This is a genomic window from Pseudomonas sp. CCI4.2 (assembly GCF_034350045.1).
GTDB lineage: Bacteria > Pseudomonadota > Gammaproteobacteria > Pseudomonadales > Pseudomonadaceae > Aquipseudomonas.
Map to the genome: position 1 here is coordinate 3,731,569 of NZ_CP133781.1, position 19,245 is coordinate 3,750,813.

The following is a 19,245-nucleotide window of genomic DNA, read 5'->3' on the forward strand; positions in this document are numbered from 1 at the left end:
TTCAGACTATTGTCCGCCACCGACCGAATCGCTCGAAGGCTTGATTATGAGTGGAAGTTTTTGACTTTGGTGTGTTGGACGACAAACGGACAGCGACAGGCAGTTCTGCGGCGACATACGGTCTTACCTTGGAATGGCCAAAGCGCCGGTAGCCGGCGTGTTGGCGATGAAGCAAGCGACGCCGGAGTGAGGGAAGACCGAGCCTAAGCGAGGTTCTGCATGGTGGGGCAAGCGTTTTGGGGGACCTTTTTGCGGTTCGGCGTTCCGACGTTTGAAAAAGGTGCCTCGCTGTAAAAGCGAAACCATAATTTCATCCCCCCACAAATGCTGGATGTACACACAAAACTCAGCGCCAACCCATTGCTTTTAACAGATTAAAAAGTAGTTTTATAAGAGGTGCCGAAGGCGTCCAGCAGCAAGCCGTCCATGTCGAAGATCACTGCGGCCATCGCGTGGCGGCTCACGTGCGGCCCGCGTAGTGGTCGATCAGGCGATTCAACAGAATGGCCAGGACGATGATCACCCCGGTAATCGCCATTTGATAAAACGAACCCAGCCCCAGCAAGTTGAAAATATTGCGCAGCACTTGCAGCAGCATTACGGCCACTGCCGTACCTACCACGCTGCCGCGTCCGCCGAACAGGCTGGTGCCGCCCAATACCACGGCGGCAATCGCATCCAGTTCCAACCCTTGGGCGGCCGTGGGTTGGCCCACGTGTAAGCGCGAGGTCAGGAGCATGCCGGCGAAGGCCGCGAGCCCGCCGCAAATGGCAAACACCGCAATGGTCACGGTGCGCACCGGAACTCCGGATAAGCGCGCAGCTTCCAGATTGCCGCCCGTGGCCAGTACGTATTCACCGAACACGGTGTAACGCAGCACCAACCAGGCGACGGCGGTGATCACAATGAAGATCAAACCCAATACCGGAAACACAATGCCTTGGCTGGGCAGGATGTCGATCATCGCTGAGCCAATCCGGGTAAAACCTGCGGGCAAGTTACCGATGGGCGCGCCGTCCGACGCTAAAAAGGTTGCGCCCCGCAGCGACACTAATCCCGCCAACGTCACGATGAAACTCGGGACTTTGCCGAACACGGTGATGCCGCCCATAAAGGTGCCGATAAGCACGCCGACGACTAAAGTCGCCGGTACCGCGAGCCAACTGCCGATCTGTTGTTGCAGCATCACCGAGACCACGATCCCGCCGAAGGCGCAGACACTGCCCACCGACAGATCAATGTTGGCTGTCAGGATCACGAAGGTCATGCCGATGGCAACGATGCCGACGATGGCGCCTTGTTGAAACAGGTTGGCGATGTTGCCGAAGGTCAGGAAGTCATCGGACAGAAACGTAGCGACCACCACCGCCAACAGAAAAATGAACACGAAGTTATAACGCATGACCCAGTCGAGGGCTGCGCTTCTGCGCGGGGGACCGCAGACAGACACTTTTTCGAAAGCAGGCAGTGGGTTGCTAGTCGTCGTCATGATGTGTGCACTCGTTTACCGGTCAGGATGGCGTGCTCGATGTGATCGCGAGGAGTGGTCAATGGATCGAAACACTCCGCATTGCGGCCTTCATGCATCACCCAGATGCGGTCGCAGTTGACATACAACTCATCCAGTTCGCTGCTGGCGACCAGCACTGCCGAGCCTTCCTGCGCCAGGCTGCGGGCCAAGGCGTACAAGTCGGCCTTGGCGCCCACATCAAGGCCACGGCTCGGTTCGTCCAACAGCAACAAGCGCGTGCCTTCGATGACCCACTTGGCCATGACCACTTTCTGTTGATTGCCGCCGGACAATTGCCGCACCGGCTGGTCCAGGTTGTCGAACTTGGTTTGCAGGCGTTTGAGTACCGGCTCCGTGCGCTGCTTGGCCTGCCAATGAGAAAACCAGGTCAAGCGATGGGTGTGCACCAGCGTGGCGTTGCGGTAGATCGGCGCATCCAGCATCAAGCCCTCGGTTTTGCGACTTTCCGGGACCAGACCCACCCCCAGGCGAATGGCATCGCGTGGGGTGTTGGGTTTATAGGCGTGCCCGAACAGTTGGATGTTGCCGGTGAATCGCCCGGAGCCGAACAAGGCTTTAAGCAGGCTGCTGCGCCCGGCGCCGTTGAGCCCGGCCAGGCCGACGATTTCGCCCTGACGCACTTCAAGGCCATGAACGTCCAGCCCTTGGGCACCGTGCAAATTATCGACCTTCAGCGCCAGCTCGGCGCGGGGCGGGGTGCGGGCGCTGCGTTCCAGCAACGCCCGGTGTTCGCCGACCACAGCGTTGATCAAGGCTTGGTCGTCGACGTCACTCAATTCACGGGTTTCCAACGTGCAGCCGCCACGCAGCACCGTCACCCGATGGCCAATTTCGCGAATCTCGTGCAAGCGGTGGCTGACGTACAAAACGGCGACGCCCGCGGCGGTGATTTCACGGATCACCTGGAACACCCGTTTCAACTCAGTTTCATTGAGCGCGGCAGACGGTTCATCCATCACCACCAGCTTGGCGTCGCAAGTCAATGCCCTGGCGATGGCCGTCAGTTGTTGATTGGCGATAGACAGGGTTTCGACCCGCGCCGTGGCGCTGAAGTGGGCGCCGACCCGTTTCAAGGCTAGCGCTGCCCGGGCGCTGCGTTTGGCCCGGGAAATGACCCCGAAGCGGCTGGGGGTGTAGCCGAGCATCAGGTTTTCTTCGACGGTCATTTGCCCGATCAGGTCCAGTTCCTGATAGATCATTACGATCCCGGCTTCACGGGCTTGCTGCGGACTTTTCAGCTCGACCTGCCGACCACCGACGAGCATTTCGCCGCCGTCGGGCCGATGGGCGCCAGCGACGATTTTCAATAACGTACTTTTTCCGGCGCCATTCGCGCCGAGCAAACAATGGACTTCACCGGGGCGCACAGTCAGTGACGCGTCGGTCAGCGCGATGACGTTAGGCGGAAAGCGTTTAGCGAGGTGACGAATCTCGAGCGCCAATTCATTCATGGTCCTGCTCCAACAAGAAACGGGCGGTGGCTTCGTCAGTGGCGAGTACGTTGACGTACCCGGCGCGGACACAGGCTTTGGCGATCTGGTGCTTGTGCGTGCCGACACAGACGGCAATCGACCAGGCTTTGTCGCGCAGTGCCTGAGGGCGCAGGCCCAGGGTTCGGTCATCCAGTTCCGGCATCACCACTTGGCCATCGGCGCCAATGAAGCGGCCCATAATGTCGCCCACTGCGCCGCGCCGCTCCAGCTCGGCCAACAGTGCGGCGTCTATATAACCGGATTCCATCAGCACCGAATGCGCGGTTAGTTCACCGAGGCTGAAGCACGCAACGGAAGCCTGTTCACCCAAGCGCAATACGGCCGCGATGATCGGGTCCTGTTCCAGCGCCTCGCGGGTTCGTGCATTGCCGAGAATCGCCGGCACTGGCAATAAAGTGGCTTGGCCGCGTGCTGCATGGGCGAAACGCTCGGCGACGTTATGGCTGGGCTCGCCCACTGAGCGGGTATTGATGGCGCCATTGAGCAACACCACGTTGACCGACTCGTTCCAGCGCGGCACCAACCACTGGGCCATTTTGGTCAGGGTTCGGCCCCACGACACGCCGATCAAATCCGGTGCCGGTTGCAGGCTACACACATAGCGCGCCGCAGCTTGAGTCACCGCATTCAGCCCGCTGTCATCGCCGACTACGCCCAGCACCAAGGCTTCGCGCAGGCCGAAACGCCGCTGTAACGCAGCCTCCAACTCGGGCAAGCGCGAGGAGCGCGGGATGATTTCGATTCTGACCACACCGGTTTCACGGGCTTCACGCAACAAACGGCTGACTTGCCAGCGGGTCAGCCCGGTTTCTTTGGAAATATCGCTTTGGGTCTTTTCCAGGTCGTAATACAGCTTGGCCACTTGGACCATTAAATCCTCGCGCTGGGCATCGGAAGACAGCCGGGCGGGCAAGGTTTCCGGGATCTTTGAATCGGTCAGGTTGCTCATGCGATGGGCCTTACGCCGCTCAAGGGGGCGAGTGCAGGTTTGCAACTGATGGGCGCCACGCTGTCGGTGGCGGCGCGATAGCGGCCTAACAGCTCAACGTATTGCTCGTGGGCTTGGGCGTCCGGTTCGATGAGGGTGCCACGGGTGGTGAAGTTGTCGGCCGCTTCCTGCAGATGGCCGAACTCGCCCAGTGCGCAGGCGGCAGCGGCGGCGGTGCCAATCAGGGTCAAATTATCATGGGCAACCATTTCGAACGGCACGCCGGTGGCATCAATGGTTGCTTGCAGCCACAACGGATTTTTCTGAAAACCACCGGCCGCCACCACCCGCGTGATCTCGATGCCTTGGGAGCGCCAGGTGTGAAAAATATTCGCCGAGCCGAGGGCAATCGCTTCCACCGAGGCGCGGTATAAATCGTGCCGGTCATGATTGAGGGATAAACCCAGAATCGCCCCGCGCATATCCGGCGAGCGATACGGCGTGCGGTTGCCCATCCAGTAATCGAGCACCAGCAAGCCGGTGGAACCCGGTTGTAGCTGGGCCGCTTTTTGAATCATCTGCTGATGTTCGGCGGCGTTGAGGCCAAATATCTTTTGCGCCAACCAGTTGAGAATCGAACCGGCTGAGACCTGGCCGCCTTCCATCAACCATTGGCCTTCAAGCAGCGCGCCGGGGTAGGGGCCCCAGATGCCGGGTACGTCGATGCGTTGCGGGGTGTGCATCAACTGCACCACCGATGTGCCGCCAATAAACAGCAATTCTCCGGCCCCGGTCGTCCCGGCGCTGAGCATCGCCATGTGCGCATCGATTCCGCCTTGGGCCACCAGCGTGTCGCGGCTCAGTCCTAAATGGTTGGCGGCGTTGGCGCTTAGTTGACCGATGCGACCACCTACCGGGATCACCTCACGGGGGAGCTTTTCGGCCAGTTCTGGCACCCCGAGTTCTGCATACAAATCCACCGGAAAACATTGATTCAGGGTGTCGTAGTTCCATTTGCAGCTGGCGTTCAATTGCGAGGCGACCCAGCGACCGGTCAGTTGATAATTGATCCAGTCCACCGCTTCGCAAATGCGATCCGCTTGGGCATAGACCTGAGGTTCGTGGTGCGCCAGCCACATGGCTTTGGGGATCAGCCATTCCACGGCATCGCCACCGGCGTTCATCATCGGGTGCGTCACGCGGGCGGTGTGGGCGGATTGTTCGGTGGCGCGGCAGTCCATCCATAACAACGCCGGGCGTAACGGCTCACCATTGCTGCGGGCTGCGACCACCGTGGAGGCGGTGGTCGCCACGCACACGGCGGCTACATGCGGGTGCCCGGCCTGGATCATCAAGGTTCGGCACGCGCTGCCCAATGCCGACCACCATTCCAGCGGCGATTGCTCGGCCCAGCCCAACTGCGGATAGTCAGTGGCGTAAGGCGCCTCGGCGACCTGCACCAGCTTGTGGCTGTGGAGGTCATATAAGCCGGCCCGGACACCACCCGTTCCGAAATCCAGTCCCAGCAACAGGGTCATTGTTGTTCTCCTGCGTCTCTGGCGACGCTTCTTGTTTTATTGGTTTGCGTTGCATCTGACCGGTGGCCAGCGGTTTAGGTCGCCAGCCACGTCACGCGCTCAGGGCCGGAAGATCACTTTCGCTGCGATCTCCTTGCGTTCTGCATAGCGCTTGAACATGTCCGGTAAGTCCGACAGTGGCAGGTCATGGGTAATCATGAACTTCCACTGCAATTCGCCGCTGGCCAATTTGTCGATGGCGGCGGTCCATTCGTCGCCAGGGAAAGGCGCGGAAAACGAATTCCAAGCGCCGTGCAGGGAGATTTCCTGACGCAAAAAATGCGAGAAGGTTGCGGTGCTGATCGGGACGTCGTTCACCGGAATGCCGATGAACACCACGTGCCCGCCGGCTTTGGCCAGTTGCACCGCCTGGTTGATAGAGCTCGGGTGGCCAGCGGCTTCGATCACCAGTTGGCAGCGCGGCAGTTCGGCATCAGGTGCGCCACTGAGCAGGGTCTGGGTGGCGCCGGCTTCACGGGCCATAGCGAGTTTTTCTTCGGCGATGTCGATGGCGACGATGTCTTTGGCGCCCATCAATTTCAGCCACTGGATGGCGAACAAACCAATGGGGCCGCAACCCACCACCGCGCCGGTTTGGCCCGCCTTGAAATCGGCTTTCCAGATGGCGTGTAGGGCAATCGCCGCCGGGTCGACCAGAGAGGCGGCAATCGGGTCCATGCCCGCCGGGACTTTGATCAGGTTAGTGAGCGGCACGTTGACGAACTCGGCATACGCGCCATCGCGGCGGCTGCCAAAGTAGTCATAGTTTTCCGAACGCGATGGGAAACCACGCTGGTATTGGTCGCTGCTGACGTCGGGAATCATCGGCGGCACGGTGACCAGCTCGCCGAGGGCATAGCCTTCTACGCCGTCGCCAATCTCTTCAATGAAACCGGCAAACTCATGGCCGCAAATCAGCGGCATGCGGTGCGCGCCTTTGCTCAGCATGCGCGGAATATCCGAACCGCATACCCCGCACGCGGCAACACGTACCAAAGCATGGCCGGCTTTGACCGTAGGTTTTTCGACTTCCTCGACCCGGATATCCCCCGGTTTGTACATGACGGCTGCTTTCACGATGACATCCTCTTGGTGAATGACGTGCAGGGGCAGACTTCTCGTGAGAGGCGCCCAAAACGTTCATGAATCAAATAAGGCTTATTGCGCGCCGGGGCGGTACTCACCGAAGGTCGCGTCGTGCTTGACCTGAGCCGCGTTGGCCTTGGTCACGGCCTCGGTACCGGCGTCGACAAACGTATCCACGGTTTTGCCGGTGGCCAATTTGCGTGCGGCGTCGATGGCGATTTCGCCCAAATAGCGCGGGTCGTTCAACGCGGTGGCCACGTACTGGTCACCGTTTTCGATGGCGCTAATGGCTTCGGACAAGCCGTCGACGCCGGCCACCAGCACCGTCGTCAAACCGCGCTCTTTAAGAACCTGCAACGCACCCATGGCCATGTCGTCGTTGTGGGCGAACACGGCTTTGACGTCAGGGTTGGCTTGCAGCAAATCCTGCATGGCGGTTACGGCGTTGGCGCGGATGTATTCGCTGTAGGGGCCATCGATGATTTTGAAATCGCTACCTTTAAAAGCAGCGTGGAAGCCGGCACGGCGCTGCTTCATTACCGTGCCGCCGGCATCGCCCTGAATCTCGATGACTTTGCCTTTGGTCACGCCTTTGGCTTTCAGGGCGGCAAGCAACGCACTGCCGGACAGTTCACCCATCTTCTGGTTATTGCGCCCGATGCTGGCCGCGACCTCGCCGTTGATCGCTCTGTCCACGGCAATCACCGGCACCTTGGCGGCCTTGGCCGCGTCTAGCGCCGCACCGACGGAGTCAGGGTTGACCGGGTTGATAATCAGCACATCGACCTTCTGCGTCAGCAAGTCTTGAATGTCGTTGTTTTGTTTGCTGATGTCGCCGTTGGCATCCAGGAAGATCAGCGTGTCGCCGTCTTTGGCGGCCGCTTCTTTGGCACCGTCGCGCAGTTGCACGTAGAAAGGCGATTGCAGGGTGACTTGGCTGAAGCCAATTTTCAGGTCGTTGGCGTAGGCGGGCATGCCGGTCAGCACGGCAGCGCTGATGGCAAGGGCCAGGGAAAAAGCATGAACAGGTGTGCGGGCTATCTGCAACATGGCGATTCCTATTTTTATTGTTGTTGGAGTCAAGCGCCGCCCTCATTGGGGTGTCGCTCACAAATGTGATGAGTCATCACATTTGAAAATCTGGACCCCAAGTCGTCATGTGTCAAGGCGATTTTGTTATAGTTCTAACAAAATGAGAAAAAATTACCGCACCTTGGTGGTCTAGATACTAGGCGAAGCGGGGGGGTGAAAAAAATATTTACAATGTGAAAATATTAACATTTAATGATCGAAAGGTAACATTCAGCAGCCGCCTCGCTGCGCCCTTGGAAAGGACATCGTCATGCCAGCCTCCGCCTCAGTTTTTGCTGCCTACATCGACCACACGCTGCTTGCCGCTGACGCCTCGCAAGCCGCCATTCGGCGCCTGTGCGAAGAAGCCATCGAGCATGGTTTCAAATCGGTGTGTGTCAACAGCGCCAACGTGCCACTGGCCGCTCAGTGCTTGCGCGATGCATCGCCATTGGTGTGCGCGGTGATCGGGTTTCCGTTAGGGGCGGGGTTGAGTGTCGCCAAAGCGTTTGAAGCCCGTGCGGCCATTGAGGCCGGCGCCGGCGAAATCGACATGGTGCTCAATATTGGTTGGCTCAAGGACGGTCTACTGGACCAAGTGCGTGACGACATCGCTCAGGTGTTGAGCGCCTGCCAAGGGACCACGCTTAAGGTGATTCTTGAAACCGGTTTGCTTAACGACGCGGAGAAAATTCACGCTTGCGAAATCTGTCGCGACTTGAACGTCGGCTTCGTCAAAACCTCCACCGGCTTCGGGCATGGCGGCGCAACCTTGGATGACGTGCTGCTGATGCGCCGAGTGGTCGGACCGAATATCGGCGTCAAGGCGTCGGGTGGCGTAAGGGATGCAGCAACCGCCCAAGCGATGCTCGACGCAGGCGCCACTCGCCTTGGCACCAGTTCCGGGATTTCCATCGTCAGCAACGGCAAGGTTGCGGCAAAGGCGTATTGATTTTGCGACACTCTCTGTAGGAGCGATGGTGCATTACGTCAGTCACTCGTTGGAGGAAGTCAGCCGCTTGGCAGACCACATGCTCTACGTGGAAAACGGCCAACTGCGCGCCGCCGGACCGCGGAACCAACTGTTGACCCGTGCCGATCTGCCGTTGGCACATCTGGATGAAGCTGAAACCGCGCTGGAAGGCGTGCTCGACGCCCATGACGAAATCTTCCGCCTGAGTCGTGTATGCGTGCCGGGCGGTTGGCTATTTTTGCCGTTGAGCGAACTGCCGTTGGGCCAACGCGTGCGCGTTAGTATCAAGGCCCGGGACGTCAGCCTGGCGCTGGAGAACCGCAACGCAGCAGCATCCTTAATATGCTACAAAGCGAAATCCTGAACCTTATAGACGACCCGCTGAGCCCACAGGCACAAGTTTGATAAAGACTCCGGATTTTGTGCCTGTTGAGCAGGGCACTGTTTTCTTCAACCGGTGATATCGCTTTGCTCAGACCATAAATAGGACCAGAGGGCTTGCGCCACTTTCGATTTACCAGACTCGGCATGACCGAACAGCAATTGGCCAATGGTCAATCCTAGCTGGCGATAGCTCTCAAACTGTGCCTCGTTGAAAAACTGATCTGCGGTGCTTTCGTTGGGGAATTTCGGATTCTGTACGGCGTAGTTTGATACGTCCGCAGACACGCCAACGATCACTCGCGGTTTTAAGACTAGGATCCGGCTTTGTAAGTCGCGTTGGCAGTCTTTTTTGAAGACATTGAGCAATAAGGCGCAGCGCTGGTCGGCTTCTTTCTGGGGGCTGAAATCGCCGACGTCGCCGAAAATAGAGCCAAGGATGGGGTGCTTCAGAATCTCGGTATCGACTTCTATTTCCAGCGATTGATCAATCCTGGCAAGGCGAGTGAGATTGGCTAAGTCGTCAAACTCATAGTTAACATCGCAACCGCTGTCACATAACACAATGAGTTCAATATCACGTTCCTTGCGGATCAACTCGTAAGCGGCAGTGTTCTCGAAGTGCCCTCCGTCAGAGAGGTACTGAAATTCGCGCCGCAACCCGTGGAAGCGAGCCGTCAATTCGTAGAGCAGATAGGCCTGAATGGGGAAGACTTTTTGGTAGATGGACTGGGTTAGACTTTTTGAATCAAAGTTGCACGGCCACCACGTCCCTAAACGCACGTTAGCCAGACCGAGCGCCATGGACGTTCCCAAGGAGGTTGCGCGGCCTAGACCGGTGGTCAAGGCCGCACCAGAAGTCGCAATCCAGTAGGACACGGACAGCGGCTGGTTAATCTCGCTTTTGCGCGAGCATTTGTTCTGCTGCGCGCGTAATTCTCCATCAAGTATGAAGCTGACTTTGCTTGAGCTTTTAGCATCGCCAGGGGCAATACACAGCGGCTTGCCTTTGCGATCCCGCTGAACCAGTTGTTCAGCAGGGTCCACGGTCAGGTTCATGGTCACGTTGATCAAATGAATGGGCGCGCAGACGCTTGCGTAATAGTCCCCTAGTTGGAGGTCGTCGCCTGCCATCGCATCAGCAACGCTTAAGCGCGACCGTTGAGACTGGATATTAGTATCAAACGTAAAGCGCTGACCGTTTGAGGCGCCGAGGTAGGCTCGGGCGAGGCGGCTAGAGTAAAAGGCTTGTAACGAGGAGAGGTTGATAAAGCCGATGAACTGACCGGATGATAACGTCAGCCCCAGCGCCGCTGCTGACAAGATCACTAACCCATAGTAGGCGGAACTGTTCGTTAGGCTGATGAGTGACACATCGTCGCGCACCCACGCTACGAGCAAACCCCACAGCACGGTGATAGAGAGCAGGATCGAAAACCCGACAATACCGGCCAGAATGTCTGTCGGCAGTTTGCTGAGCCAGCCCGGTACCGATTTATCATCCAGAAACTTTGAAAATAGACGTACCAGTGCGATGAGAGCGGGCGGGGTGGCAACGGCGATACTGGACCAAGGGTGTTCGTGCAACTGGCCATATACCCACTCGGTCAGACTGGTAACGATTGCAATGAATACCATGGCAATGACGGCAATCAACTGTTGAGAAAGTAACCGCGTGATGAGAACTCGGTAATTGCGCACGCTGTTAAATGGGCCGGTGAAGGTGGTGCTTGTGCTGTTGAGGTACATAAAAAAAATGAGGGTCAGGAACACCAACAGCATGGTTCCGATTTCGAACGCCCCCAACAAAAAGATGGCGGTCAAGTTTGCTGGTAGGGCCATCTTCAATGCGGCGCCAGCAAACGCGATACCCACAATGCTCATGATGACGCTACACCAACTGATCGCCTCCACCTTTTCATCTTGGCTATTGACTGAATAGACCATCCAGAACGCGAGCACCAGTGGCCCTCCGGCCGCGACTAACCACAACAGGGGTAGCCACCAGAGCGATGTGCAAAGCAGCATCCCCACTCCACTTTCAGGGTCGACGATGCCGGGTGCACAATACAGCGCATTGACATAAAGCCGCACCATTGCCAGTAACGAAAGAATCAGTAGCACCGGCATACCGATCACAAACTGCACCGACAGCAGATTTCGCAGCGTCAGCGCCATCGCATAGAAAAAGTCTCCAGAACCGGACGGCAGTAAGTAGCGGCCGTTTTCTCGAAGCCACGCCATGGCCGCTTCGCCGCGGTTTTCACTGTAATCGCGTGTGGTATGAATGCGCCCAGGGGGCTCCAAGCGAAGTGCCGCGTAGGCATTTTCAGCTGCGGCAAAGTGTCCCTCAAGAGACGGAGACGACGAAGGTGATGGGTTGCCGGTAAGTCGGCCCGGTACAAACAAACTAATGAAGAACGAACCTATATAGCCGCCGCCGCTGACCGTGGACAAGTAATCGAAATGGGGTAATAAGTAATCGCTTTGCTGCGATGGCTTGCGGCAAGGTTTGATCGGCAGGGCCGGTGCCCGTGCCATCGCTTGCAACACGCCAAGGGCGAACGTCGCGCTACGAATACCTCCGCCGGATAACGCAATACCCCAATGGCGCGGATGATCGGGTCGCTGATCGATATCGAGAGCTTTGCGTCGCTCCGTAATACGGTGCAGTTCAATATCGGACTGCGCAGACTTGATAGGATCTTTCGAGTCTAGTTTGCCCATGGCATGTCCTGCCCGTGTTGGCAGTCGTTTTATTTGAACTTAGCCTAGCCGCGGGTGGTTACTTTGCAACCCTCTCATCAAACACCGCGTAATCCATTTAATTTCCTCGTTTTTGCTGCGCGACAGCGCTGCGTCTCCTACAAAACGCGATGGTTTTAATGCCGGACACGAGTGTCCGGCAGGAAATATGAAGCCTCTTACGTCACCACGCGATAACACGGCACATACGCCGCGCCGCCGGGAAGTTTCATCCGGTGTTGCGCGACAAAGGCTTGCAGTAAGTGGTCCAGCGGTTCCATCACGGCAGCGTCACCGTGAATTTCATACGGGCCATGTTCTTCGATCAGGCGAATGCCCTTGTCTTTGACATTGCCCGCCACGATCCCAGAGAACGCCCGGCGCAGATTAGCCGCCAGTTCGTGAGGTGGCAGGTCGCGGCTCAATTTTAAATTAGCCATGTTCTCGTGTGTCGGATCAAACGGACGCTGAAAACCTTCGTCGATTCTTAGCAGCCAGTTGAAGTGAAACGCGTCGTTGCGCTCGCGACGGAACTGTTTGACCTCTTTGAGCCCGGCGCTCATTTCCCGTGCGACCTGAACCGGATCGTCGATGATGATCTGGTAGCGACGCTGTGCAGCTTCGCCCAGGGTGGCGCCGACGAAGTTGTGCAGTTGTTGCAGGTACGGCGCCGCATGTTTCGGCCCGGTCAGAATCACCGGGAACGGTAAGTTCTGGTTGTCCGGGTGCATCAAGATGCCGAGCAGATAAAGGAACTCTTCGGCGGTGCCTGCGCCACCTGGGAAGATAATGATCCCGTGGCCAACCCGGACGAAGGCTTCCAGACGTTTCTCGATGTCCGGCAGAATCACCAGCTCGTTTACGATGGGGTTCGGCGCTTCGGCCGCAATGATGCCCGGCTCAGTCAGGCCCAGGTAGCGGCCGCCGCTGATGCGTTGTTTGGCGTGGGCAATGGTTGCGCCCTTCATCGGACCTTTCATGACGCCAGGGCCACAGCCGGTGCAGATGTCCAGGCTGCGCAGGCCCAGTTCGTGGCCGACTTTTTTGGTGTATTTGTATTCTTCAGTGTTGATCGAGTGACCGCCCCAGCACACGACGATCTTCGGCTCTACCGCAGGACGCAAGGTGCGGGCGTTGCGCAATAGATGGAACACGTAATCGGTGATGCCTTGAGAGCTTTCGAGGTCTATACGTGGGCTGTCCAACTCGTTTTCGGTGTAGACGATATCGCGCAGGGCGCAGAACAACATTTCGCGGGTGCTGGCGATCATCTCTCCGTCGACGAAGGCGTCGGCCGGGGCGTTGAGCAATTCCAGGCGCACACCACGGTCTTGCTGATGGATGCGAACTTCAAAGCTTTCATACGCCTCAAGAATGGTCTTGGCGTTATCAACGTGGGCGCCGGTGTTGAGGATTGCCAGGGCGCATTGGCGGAATAATTTATAAATACTGCCTGACCCGGCTTCGCTCAATTGTTGAACTTCGCGTTGGGACAATGTTTCAAGGCTGCCCTTTGGGCTGACCGAAGCGTTAATTACGTGTCTTAAAGCCATTCTGAATTCCTGAAAACGAGGCAACCACGCCAGAAGGGGAGCAGTTGCCTCAAAATAAGTGAGCGCCGCAGATGATCGCGCGGCGGGCATTTTCTCCGGCGACCGGGCACGAATGCAAATGGTGTGTGGGGACCATCGGTGGCGAGCTGTCTCGCGGCGCAGCAGAGAGCGGCAGTTAAAGATCTATGAGCCAATAAACAGTGGAAAGCGAGTGGTTTTCGTATCTTACTCCGGCACTCAGATCAAATGGCATGCCCCGGAAAACTGATTAACTGTGTGTGTGACCCTTTCTACGGGCGATAATGCCCTGTCATTTTGTAATCAACTCACCCTTGGAGTTCGGCAGCAGTCATGTTCGAGATAAAACACCTGAATCCTGAAACCTATCGCCGACAAACCCGGCGCAGTACGTTGATTATTGCCCTGACGTTCGCGGTGTTGGCGGTCGTGTTGTCCGGCGTCGCGGTCAAGCTGTTTGGCGAAGCAGGCGGGGATAATTTTTGGTTGAATGCAGCCGGCGTTGTGATTGGCCTGTTACTGACGGTCGCGTTGGTGCGGTTTAAATTTTGGTCACAAGGCTGGATGGCACCCGCTGTGTACGGTTGGCAGCTAAAACGTAACTTGATGAAAGTTACCAACGTGATGCATTACGTGACCGCTGGTGTGGAGGTTAACGATCCAACGGCCATGAAGTTGCTGCGCTTTTACCATCTGGGCATTAGCGAAATGCATCAGCTGGATGCCAACTCCAGTGCTCACCTGCAAATGATCCAAGAAATAGATCAACACCGGGTGCGGATGACCCAGCTAGGGATCGACACCGATCAGGCTCGATTTGACCCTGCGTGGATCAATGCCGTCAAAGCTCGCGTCTAAGCGAATTCTAATAACCGTTACTATGTCCTGAAAAGTGGTGTCTTTGACATTTGAGTCGTATCGTTCTGACGGTAAGCTTTTCCTCATTGAACCCAAACGCTCAATGGGGAATGTTGTCGACGTCGTTGGCAAGCCAACGCCCACAGAGACTTAGGCAGCTCCTATAGATTCCATCACCGTCAGGTCATACGGGCGTCCACTGCCATGCAAGATATCGGACTCATTCTTTTATCCCGAATTCCAAGTGCTTGGGCTTGCGATATGCGCGACGTTCGAGTTCGTCAACGTAGTCGCGGGCAAACCGATTTACAGCATTACGCTGCTGTCAGAGCACGGCGGGCCGGTGCGGACATCCGAAAATCGCAGCTGATTTACTCAACGGAGGGCTTTGAAACCAGAAAAGATTCCACGCCGTAGGGCTTTTTGATGATGGCGACGCCAGCGAGTTCGGCCGGCACACGAAGCTCATTTCCATAGCCTGTAGCAAACGCAAAGGGAATTTTTTTCTGCTTGAGACTCAGCGCTACCGGCAAGCTGGTTTCGCTTCCCAAGTTAAAATCGAGCAACGCGAAGCTCGGTGGCGTTTGGTCAATGATGCGCAGCGCATCAATCACCCTGGACGTAATGTCGACCTCCTGCGCGCCGAGCTTGAGCAGAATATCCTCGGCCTCAAGCGCAATAATGATGTTGTCTTCGAGAACCAACACCCGTCCATGATACGTGGACGGCCAGGCTGTTTGAGCCGCTGCTTTTGCTAACGGTCGGGTGCTGGCCAGTTTTACAAAGGCCGACGGAATGACAAAGCTCGCTTCAAGACCATGCCGCGCATAAAGCACCTCGGCAGTGCCTTTTAGATCAAAGGGTATCGAGCGCTCGACGATGGTGCTACCAAAGCCGCGACGGCTGGGCGGCGTGACTGCCGGCCCCCCATGCTCTTTCCAGGACAGCGTCAGCCGCCCGGCCAGGTCAAGGCGCCAGTCAATGTTGATTCCCCCTTGGGCGTTTGACAGCGCGCCATGCTTGGTCGAGTTGGTCATCAGTTCATGAACCACCAGCGCAACCGTGGAAAATGCCTGGGGGTCCAGTAGCACATCGGGGCCATCAATCTTGAGTCGTTCATGACCTTGAGACAGGTAGGCTTTGCCTTCGGCGTCGATGAGGGCGCGCAGGGGCGCGGCACTCCACTGATCGGCGGTGATTTGATCGTGGGCCAGGGACAGTGCCTGGATCCGTCCGCTGACTGATTGAATAAATTGTTCAAGTGTCGTTTCGGTGTCTCGGCTTTGGCCCACAACGGCTCGAATCAGGGTCAAGATGTTGCGCACCCGATGGTTGAGTTCGGCCACCAGCAATTCCCGTTTTTCATCGGCTTGTTGACGCTCGATGCTGCTGGGGTCTTTTACTCGCAGAATAACTTCCAAAAGCGCGGTGCGCAGGTGCCGGGCGACTGCATGATCACCGTCGGTCCACGGGCGGCTCTGTCCCTCGACCTGTTCGCTCCACACTGCAAAACTTTTGCGCGGTGTCAGTCGTTCGCCGTCATCTGTCGCCACGACGCTCTTGTCGGGGTTACCCGCCCAATTCACTGAATGGCGCCATTGGCGACGGAAAAAGACCAGGTAATCGCCAGGGGTGAGCGACAGCGGGATCGCCAGCACCCCGGCGGCAGCCTCGACGAACTTATCGCCTACGGGGTAAACACTTGCCAGTGCGCAAGTAGAAAACCCGTCAGCGGTTGCGGCATGGTTGAGGAAGCCGGTCATGGCGTAAAACGCCTGTTCGTCAGGTGTATAGCCGCTGATGCGAACCCTGCCGTCGATACACAACCCAACGCCATCGCAATCAATCAGCCCGGCGAAATCGTCGAGGGCGTTGCCAAGACCTTTAAATATCGGCGTGACCGTACTCAGTCTTGCGATTAACTGATCATGTAATGCGCGCTTGTAGAGCGATTGTTTAAGTTCGGTATCCCGCTCGCGGCTTTCAAGCATCAGGGAAAACATCTGCCCGAATAACTCGGCCGTCGTACGAATTTCCAATGACAGCGGGCCCGATACACCGTGATGGCAGGCGATAAGGCCCCACAGTTGTCCCTGGTGAATAATCGAAATCGATAATGAGGCTGCGACACCCATGTTGCTCAGGTATTCCAAATGAACGGGCGAGACTGAGCGCAGGACGCTGAGTGACAGGTCGAGCGTAGGGTTTACGGGGTCTTGCAGGATGATTGCACCCCAATCACTGACGTCCGCGATGATACGCAGGCTGTTGCGCACATACAGCGCGCGGGCTTGTTGCGGAATATCGCCAGCGGGGTAGCGCAGGCCCAGAAACGCCGTCATCCCCGTGGCCGCCTTCTCGGCAATGACTTCTCCGGTCCCGTCCTGCTCGAATCGGTACACCATCACCCGGTCATAACCGGTCAACGCCCTTATCTGGCGAACGGCTTCTTTGCACAGCGTCAGTAAGTCTCCTGGTCGCTGTAGCCGCATGATCATGGCGCGAAGCGTGGGCGCCGAGTCTGCTCGGTGAACCGTTGCTGCGGGTTCGGCTTCAATCACAATGCTTGAGCCGCTGTAATGAATGGCGAAGTCAAACAGTTGATCGGGCAACAACGGCTCACCGAAGACCCGTTCTACCGAGTCTGCAGAGGCCATGAACTGCAGTCCGTTGCGCAGTGCGTGAAGGGTTGGCAACGGAACAATGTCGCCCAACGGTTTTCCGATCACCGATTCCGCAGAAAAGGGCAGGAAGTTGCTGAGATTGGCGGAGACGTGCGTTATCAGCCAGTCATGGGACACCCCGATTAGAAACCCAAATGTCTGAACCCGGGCAAGCCGATGGATCGGTTCGCGATCGCACTCATTAAGATTATTGTTGGTGCGGGGCATCGGGTGAATTACCGGAAATATAGGCGCTTAGAGTGGAGCGGGCCGGAGGGTGCGGCTCGCTTGCCGTGTTCGGTTCAGGGTAGTACACGCCTGTGCGATGCATACTACCTGAGAAAGCGCTTACTACCTCGTTTGAGTGGTGCTTGGGCTATCAGGTGACATTAAGCCCCCAAATTAAATGTGGCCGGGTCAGGGCCCAGGCGTTTGGCCTGCTCAATGCTGGCTATCGCGGCCATGTCTTGAGCACTCAATTCAAAATCAAACACGCTGAAATTTTGGACAATTCGCCCTGGGTTGCTGGAGCGCGGTATGACAATGCGTCCGGTCTGTAAGTGCCAGCGCAGAATCACTTGCGCCGCGGTGCGGCCGTGGCCGGCAGCGATACCTTTTAATACCGGCTGGTTGAGCAACTCACCACCTTGGCCCAGCGGGCTCCAGGATTCAGTATGAATGCCTTGGGATTGGCAAAACTGGAGTAACTCCTGTTGCACGAAATCCGGATGGATCTCAATTTGGTTGACCGACGGTTTTACACCGGTATCACCGATGATTCTTTCAAGATGATCCGCGTTGAAATGGGACACCCCAATCGAGCGAATACGGCCTTCTTTTTGCAGTTGTACCAAGGCACGCCAACTGGCGGCGTACGCATTTTTGGCCGGCAGCGGCCAGTGGATCAGGTACAAATCAACCTTTTCCAGCCCGAGCAGCTTGAGGCTAGCGTCGTACGCCCGCAGCGTCTTGTCGAAGCCGTGGTCGGCGTTCCATAGTTTGGTGGTGATGAAGATATCCTCACGCGGCACGTCACTCTCAGCCACGGCGCGACCCACACCGGCCTCATTGCCATAGATCATTGCAGTGTCGATATGCCGGTAGCCAGCGGCAAGCGCGGCCGTAGATGAGTCGAAGGCTTGCTCATCGGTGAGCTGCCAGACGCCCAACCCTAACTGAGGAATTTGCACACCATCATTGAGCGTTATCAGCGGAGCTTGTGACATTGATAATAATCCTGCGTCAGCGAGCGAAAGCGCATGAACGCAGCATACGCCCAACAGCGACAGAGTTTTCTGTAGGCGCAAGCTGCCGAAGGCTGCGATAAGGTCCGAAGGACCTTCGCCAATACGTTGGCTCCTACCGATTTGCGTAAAGGTTATGGCCTCATGCTTTAGGTTCTGCACCACGTATAGAAAAATTCGCCATGTGTTCAAGGCCTTTGATCAGCGCTGAGTGGTCCCACTGGCTGCCACCGATGGCGGCGCAGGTGCTGAACACTTGCTGGGCATTGGCGGTGTTGGGCAGGTTGAGGTTCAGTTCGCGAGCGCCTTCGAGTGCCAGGTTCAGGTCTTTCTGGTGCAGCGCGATACGGAAGCCGGGGTTGAACGTGCCTTTGATCATCCGCTCACCGTGTACTTCGAGGATTTTCGAGCCTGCAAAACCGCCCATGAGTGCCTCACGGACCTTAGCGGGATCAGCACCGTTTTTAGCGGCGAACAGCAGCGCTTCAGCCACCGCCTGAATGTTCAGGGCGACGATGATCTGGTTAGCGACTTTCGCGGTTTGACCGTCGCCATTGCCACCCACGAGAGTGATGTTTTTACCCATGGTTTGCAGCAGCGGCAGGGCGCGGTCGAAGGTGGCCTGGTTGCCGCCGACCATGATGCTCAACGTGGCTGCTTTGGCGCCGACCTCACCACCAGACACCGGCGCGTCAAGGTATTGCGCGCCGGTGGCGTTGATTTTCTCGGCAAAGACTTTGGTGGCAGACGGGGAGATCGAACTCATGTCGATAACGACCTTGCCCTCTGATACACCCTCGGCGATGCCGTTTTCGCCAAACAGCACGGCGTCGACGTACGGGGTGTCGGGCAGCATAACGATGATGAACTCTGAGGCTTCTGCGACGGCTTTCGGGCTGTGCAACACCTGTGCGCCGCCCTCGGACAGCGAGCCGGGTGGGGTGCTGTGATGGTCTGACAGAATCAGCGTATGGCCTGCCTTGAGCAGGTTTTGAGCCATGGGCAGACCCATGATGCCGGTTCCGATAAATCCGATTGTTGCCATGGTTGTGATCCTTTTGTAGTCGGTTGCCTGAATTCAACGAACGCATTCAGGCGAATGGGAATTCTGTGGGAGCAGGCTT

General features: G+C 57.2%; 14 protein-coding genes. 3 read left to right on the forward strand and 11 right to left on the reverse strand.

The genetic code is table 11. The annotated features are described in order from the left end of the window. Window positions 1-460: 460 nt before the first annotated feature. From RHM65_RS17055 to RHM65_RS17080, 6 genes are all read right to left on the reverse strand, one after another. The gene (locus RHM65_RS17055) at window positions 461-1,489 is read right to left on the reverse strand and encodes an ABC transporter permease (protein ID WP_322164790.1); all 1,029 of its coding nucleotides are present in this window, start codon (window positions 1,487-1,489) and stop codon (window positions 461-463) included. Continuing rightward, window positions 1,486-2,982, reverse strand: a complete 1,497-nt coding sequence (locus RHM65_RS17060) for a sugar ABC transporter ATP-binding protein (RefSeq protein WP_322164788.1) — start codon at window positions 2,980-2,982, stop codon at window positions 1,486-1,488. Before RHM65_RS17060 ends, RHM65_RS17055 begins: the two co-directional genes overlap by 4 nt. Then, window positions 2,975-3,973 (reverse strand): sugar-binding transcriptional regulator, encoded by a 999-nt coding sequence (locus RHM65_RS17065; RefSeq protein WP_322164786.1) that lies wholly within the window; start codon window positions 3,971-3,973, stop codon window positions 2,975-2,977. Before RHM65_RS17065 ends, RHM65_RS17060 begins: the two co-directional genes overlap by 8 nt. Beyond that, window positions 3,970-5,490, reverse strand: a complete 1,521-nt coding sequence (locus tag RHM65_RS17070) for an FGGY-family carbohydrate kinase (RefSeq protein WP_322164785.1) — start codon at window positions 5,488-5,490, stop codon at window positions 3,970-3,972. The genes RHM65_RS17065 and RHM65_RS17070 overlap by 4 nt, the downstream gene beginning before the upstream one ends. 99 nt (window positions 5,491-5,589) lie before the next feature. Then, entirely contained in the window at window positions 5,590-6,606 is a 1,017-nt protein-coding gene (locus tag RHM65_RS17075) for a galactitol-1-phosphate 5-dehydrogenase (RefSeq protein WP_322164784.1), read from the reverse strand. An 81-nt stretch (window positions 6,607-6,687) separates the two neighbouring features. Next, the gene (locus tag RHM65_RS17080; protein WP_322164783.1) at window positions 6,688-7,665 is read right to left on the reverse strand and encodes a substrate-binding domain-containing protein; all 978 of its coding nucleotides are present in this window, start codon (window positions 7,663-7,665) and stop codon (window positions 6,688-6,690) included. A gap of 292 nt (window positions 7,666-7,957) precedes the next feature. Here RHM65_RS17080 and deoC point away from each other — a divergent pair, with 292 nt between their 5' ends. Further along, on the forward strand, window positions 7,958-8,638 hold the full coding sequence (deoC, locus tag RHM65_RS17085; protein WP_322164781.1) for a deoxyribose-phosphate aldolase: 681 nt from the start codon (window positions 7,958-7,960) through the stop codon (window positions 8,636-8,638). Window positions 8,639-8,666: 28 nt separating this feature from the next. Further along, on the forward strand, window positions 8,667-9,023 hold the full coding sequence (locus RHM65_RS17090) for a hypothetical protein (protein WP_322164779.1): 357 nt from the start codon (window positions 8,667-8,669) through the stop codon (window positions 9,021-9,023). 86 nt (window positions 9,024-9,109) lie between these two features. Here RHM65_RS17090 and RHM65_RS17095 read toward each other — a convergent pair whose 3' ends face one another. Together RHM65_RS17095 and ppnN are read right to left on the reverse strand one after the other, a co-directional pair. Further along, complete coding sequence (locus RHM65_RS17095; RefSeq protein ID WP_322164778.1) at window positions 9,110-11,767, reverse strand: hypothetical protein; 2,658 nt, start codon at window positions 11,765-11,767, stop codon at window positions 9,110-9,112. Between the two features lie 197 nt (window positions 11,768-11,964). Beyond that, window positions 11,965-13,338: a nucleotide 5'-monophosphate nucleosidase PpnN gene (ppnN, locus tag RHM65_RS17100; RefSeq protein WP_322164777.1), complete on the reverse strand. Its 1,374-nt coding sequence runs from the start codon at window positions 13,336-13,338 to the stop codon at window positions 11,965-11,967. A gap of 351 nt (window positions 13,339-13,689) precedes the next feature. Here ppnN and RHM65_RS17105 point away from each other — a divergent pair, with 351 nt between their 5' ends. After that, a complete protein-coding gene (locus tag RHM65_RS17105) occupies window positions 13,690-14,214 on the forward strand; it encodes a DUF3087 family protein (protein WP_322164776.1) in 525 nt (174 codons plus the stop codon). A 371-nt stretch (window positions 14,215-14,585) separates the two neighbouring features. Here the strand turns inward: RHM65_RS17105 and RHM65_RS17110 are convergent, their stop codons facing one another. The 3 genes from RHM65_RS17110 to RHM65_RS17120 form a co-directional block, all read right to left on the reverse strand. Further along, window positions 14,586-17,105: an HWE histidine kinase domain-containing protein gene (locus tag RHM65_RS17110; protein ID WP_322183831.1), complete on the reverse strand. Its 2,520-nt coding sequence runs from the start codon at window positions 17,103-17,105 to the stop codon at window positions 14,586-14,588. A 161-nt stretch (window positions 17,106-17,266) separates the two neighbouring features. Beyond that, window positions 17,267-18,103 (reverse strand): aldo/keto reductase, encoded by an 837-nt coding sequence (locus RHM65_RS17115; RefSeq protein ID WP_322164774.1) that lies wholly within the window; start codon window positions 18,101-18,103, stop codon window positions 17,267-17,269. 160 nt (window positions 18,104-18,263) lie between these two features. Continuing rightward, a complete protein-coding gene (locus RHM65_RS17120) occupies window positions 18,264-19,166 on the reverse strand; it encodes a 2-hydroxy-3-oxopropionate reductase (RefSeq protein ID WP_322164773.1) in 903 nt (300 codons plus the stop codon). Window positions 19,167-19,245 lie beyond the last annotated feature (79 nt).

What these genes read in the sequence shown, in the direction of transcription:
- RHM65_RS17060 (WP_322164788.1), bottom strand. Translation starts at nt 2,982, where the DNA reads ATGAATGAATTGGCGCTCGAGATTCGTCACCTCGCTAAACGCTTTCCG.
- RHM65_RS17110 (WP_322183831.1), bottom strand. Translation starts at nt 17,105, where the DNA reads ATGCCCCGCACCAACAATAATCTTAATGAGTGCGATCGCGAACCGATC.
- RHM65_RS17080 (WP_322164783.1), bottom strand. Translation starts at nt 7,665, where the DNA reads ATGTTGCAGATAGCCCGCACACCTGTTCATGCTTTTTCCCTGGCCCTT.
- RHM65_RS17105 (WP_322164776.1), top strand. Translation starts at nt 13,690, where the DNA reads ATGTTCGAGATAAAACACCTGAATCCTGAAACCTATCGCCGACAAACC.
- RHM65_RS17120 (WP_322164773.1), bottom strand. Translation starts at nt 19,166, where the DNA reads ATGGCAACAATCGGATTTATCGGAACCGGCATCATGGGTCTGCCCATG.
- RHM65_RS17115 (WP_322164774.1), bottom strand. Translation starts at nt 18,103, where the DNA reads ATGTCACAAGCTCCGCTGATAACGCTCAATGATGGTGTGCAAATTCCT.
- RHM65_RS17070 (WP_322164785.1), bottom strand. Translation starts at nt 5,490, where the DNA reads ATGACCCTGTTGCTGGGACTGGATTTCGGAACGGGTGGTGTCCGGGCC.
- RHM65_RS17055 (WP_322164790.1), bottom strand. Translation starts at nt 1,489, where the DNA reads ATGACGACGACTAGCAACCCACTGCCTGCTTTCGAAAAAGTGTCTGTC.
- RHM65_RS17095 (WP_322164778.1), bottom strand. Translation starts at nt 11,767, where the DNA reads ATGGGCAAACTAGACTCGAAAGATCCTATCAAGTCTGCGCAGTCCGAT.
- deoC (WP_322164781.1), top strand. Translation starts at nt 7,958, where the DNA reads ATGCCAGCCTCCGCCTCAGTTTTTGCTGCCTACATCGACCACACGCTG.
- RHM65_RS17065 (WP_322164786.1), bottom strand. Translation starts at nt 3,973, where the DNA reads ATGAGCAACCTGACCGATTCAAAGATCCCGGAAACCTTGCCCGCCCGG.
- ppnN (WP_322164777.1), bottom strand. Translation starts at nt 13,338, where the DNA reads ATGGCTTTAAGACACGTAATTAACGCTTCGGTCAGCCCAAAGGGCAGC.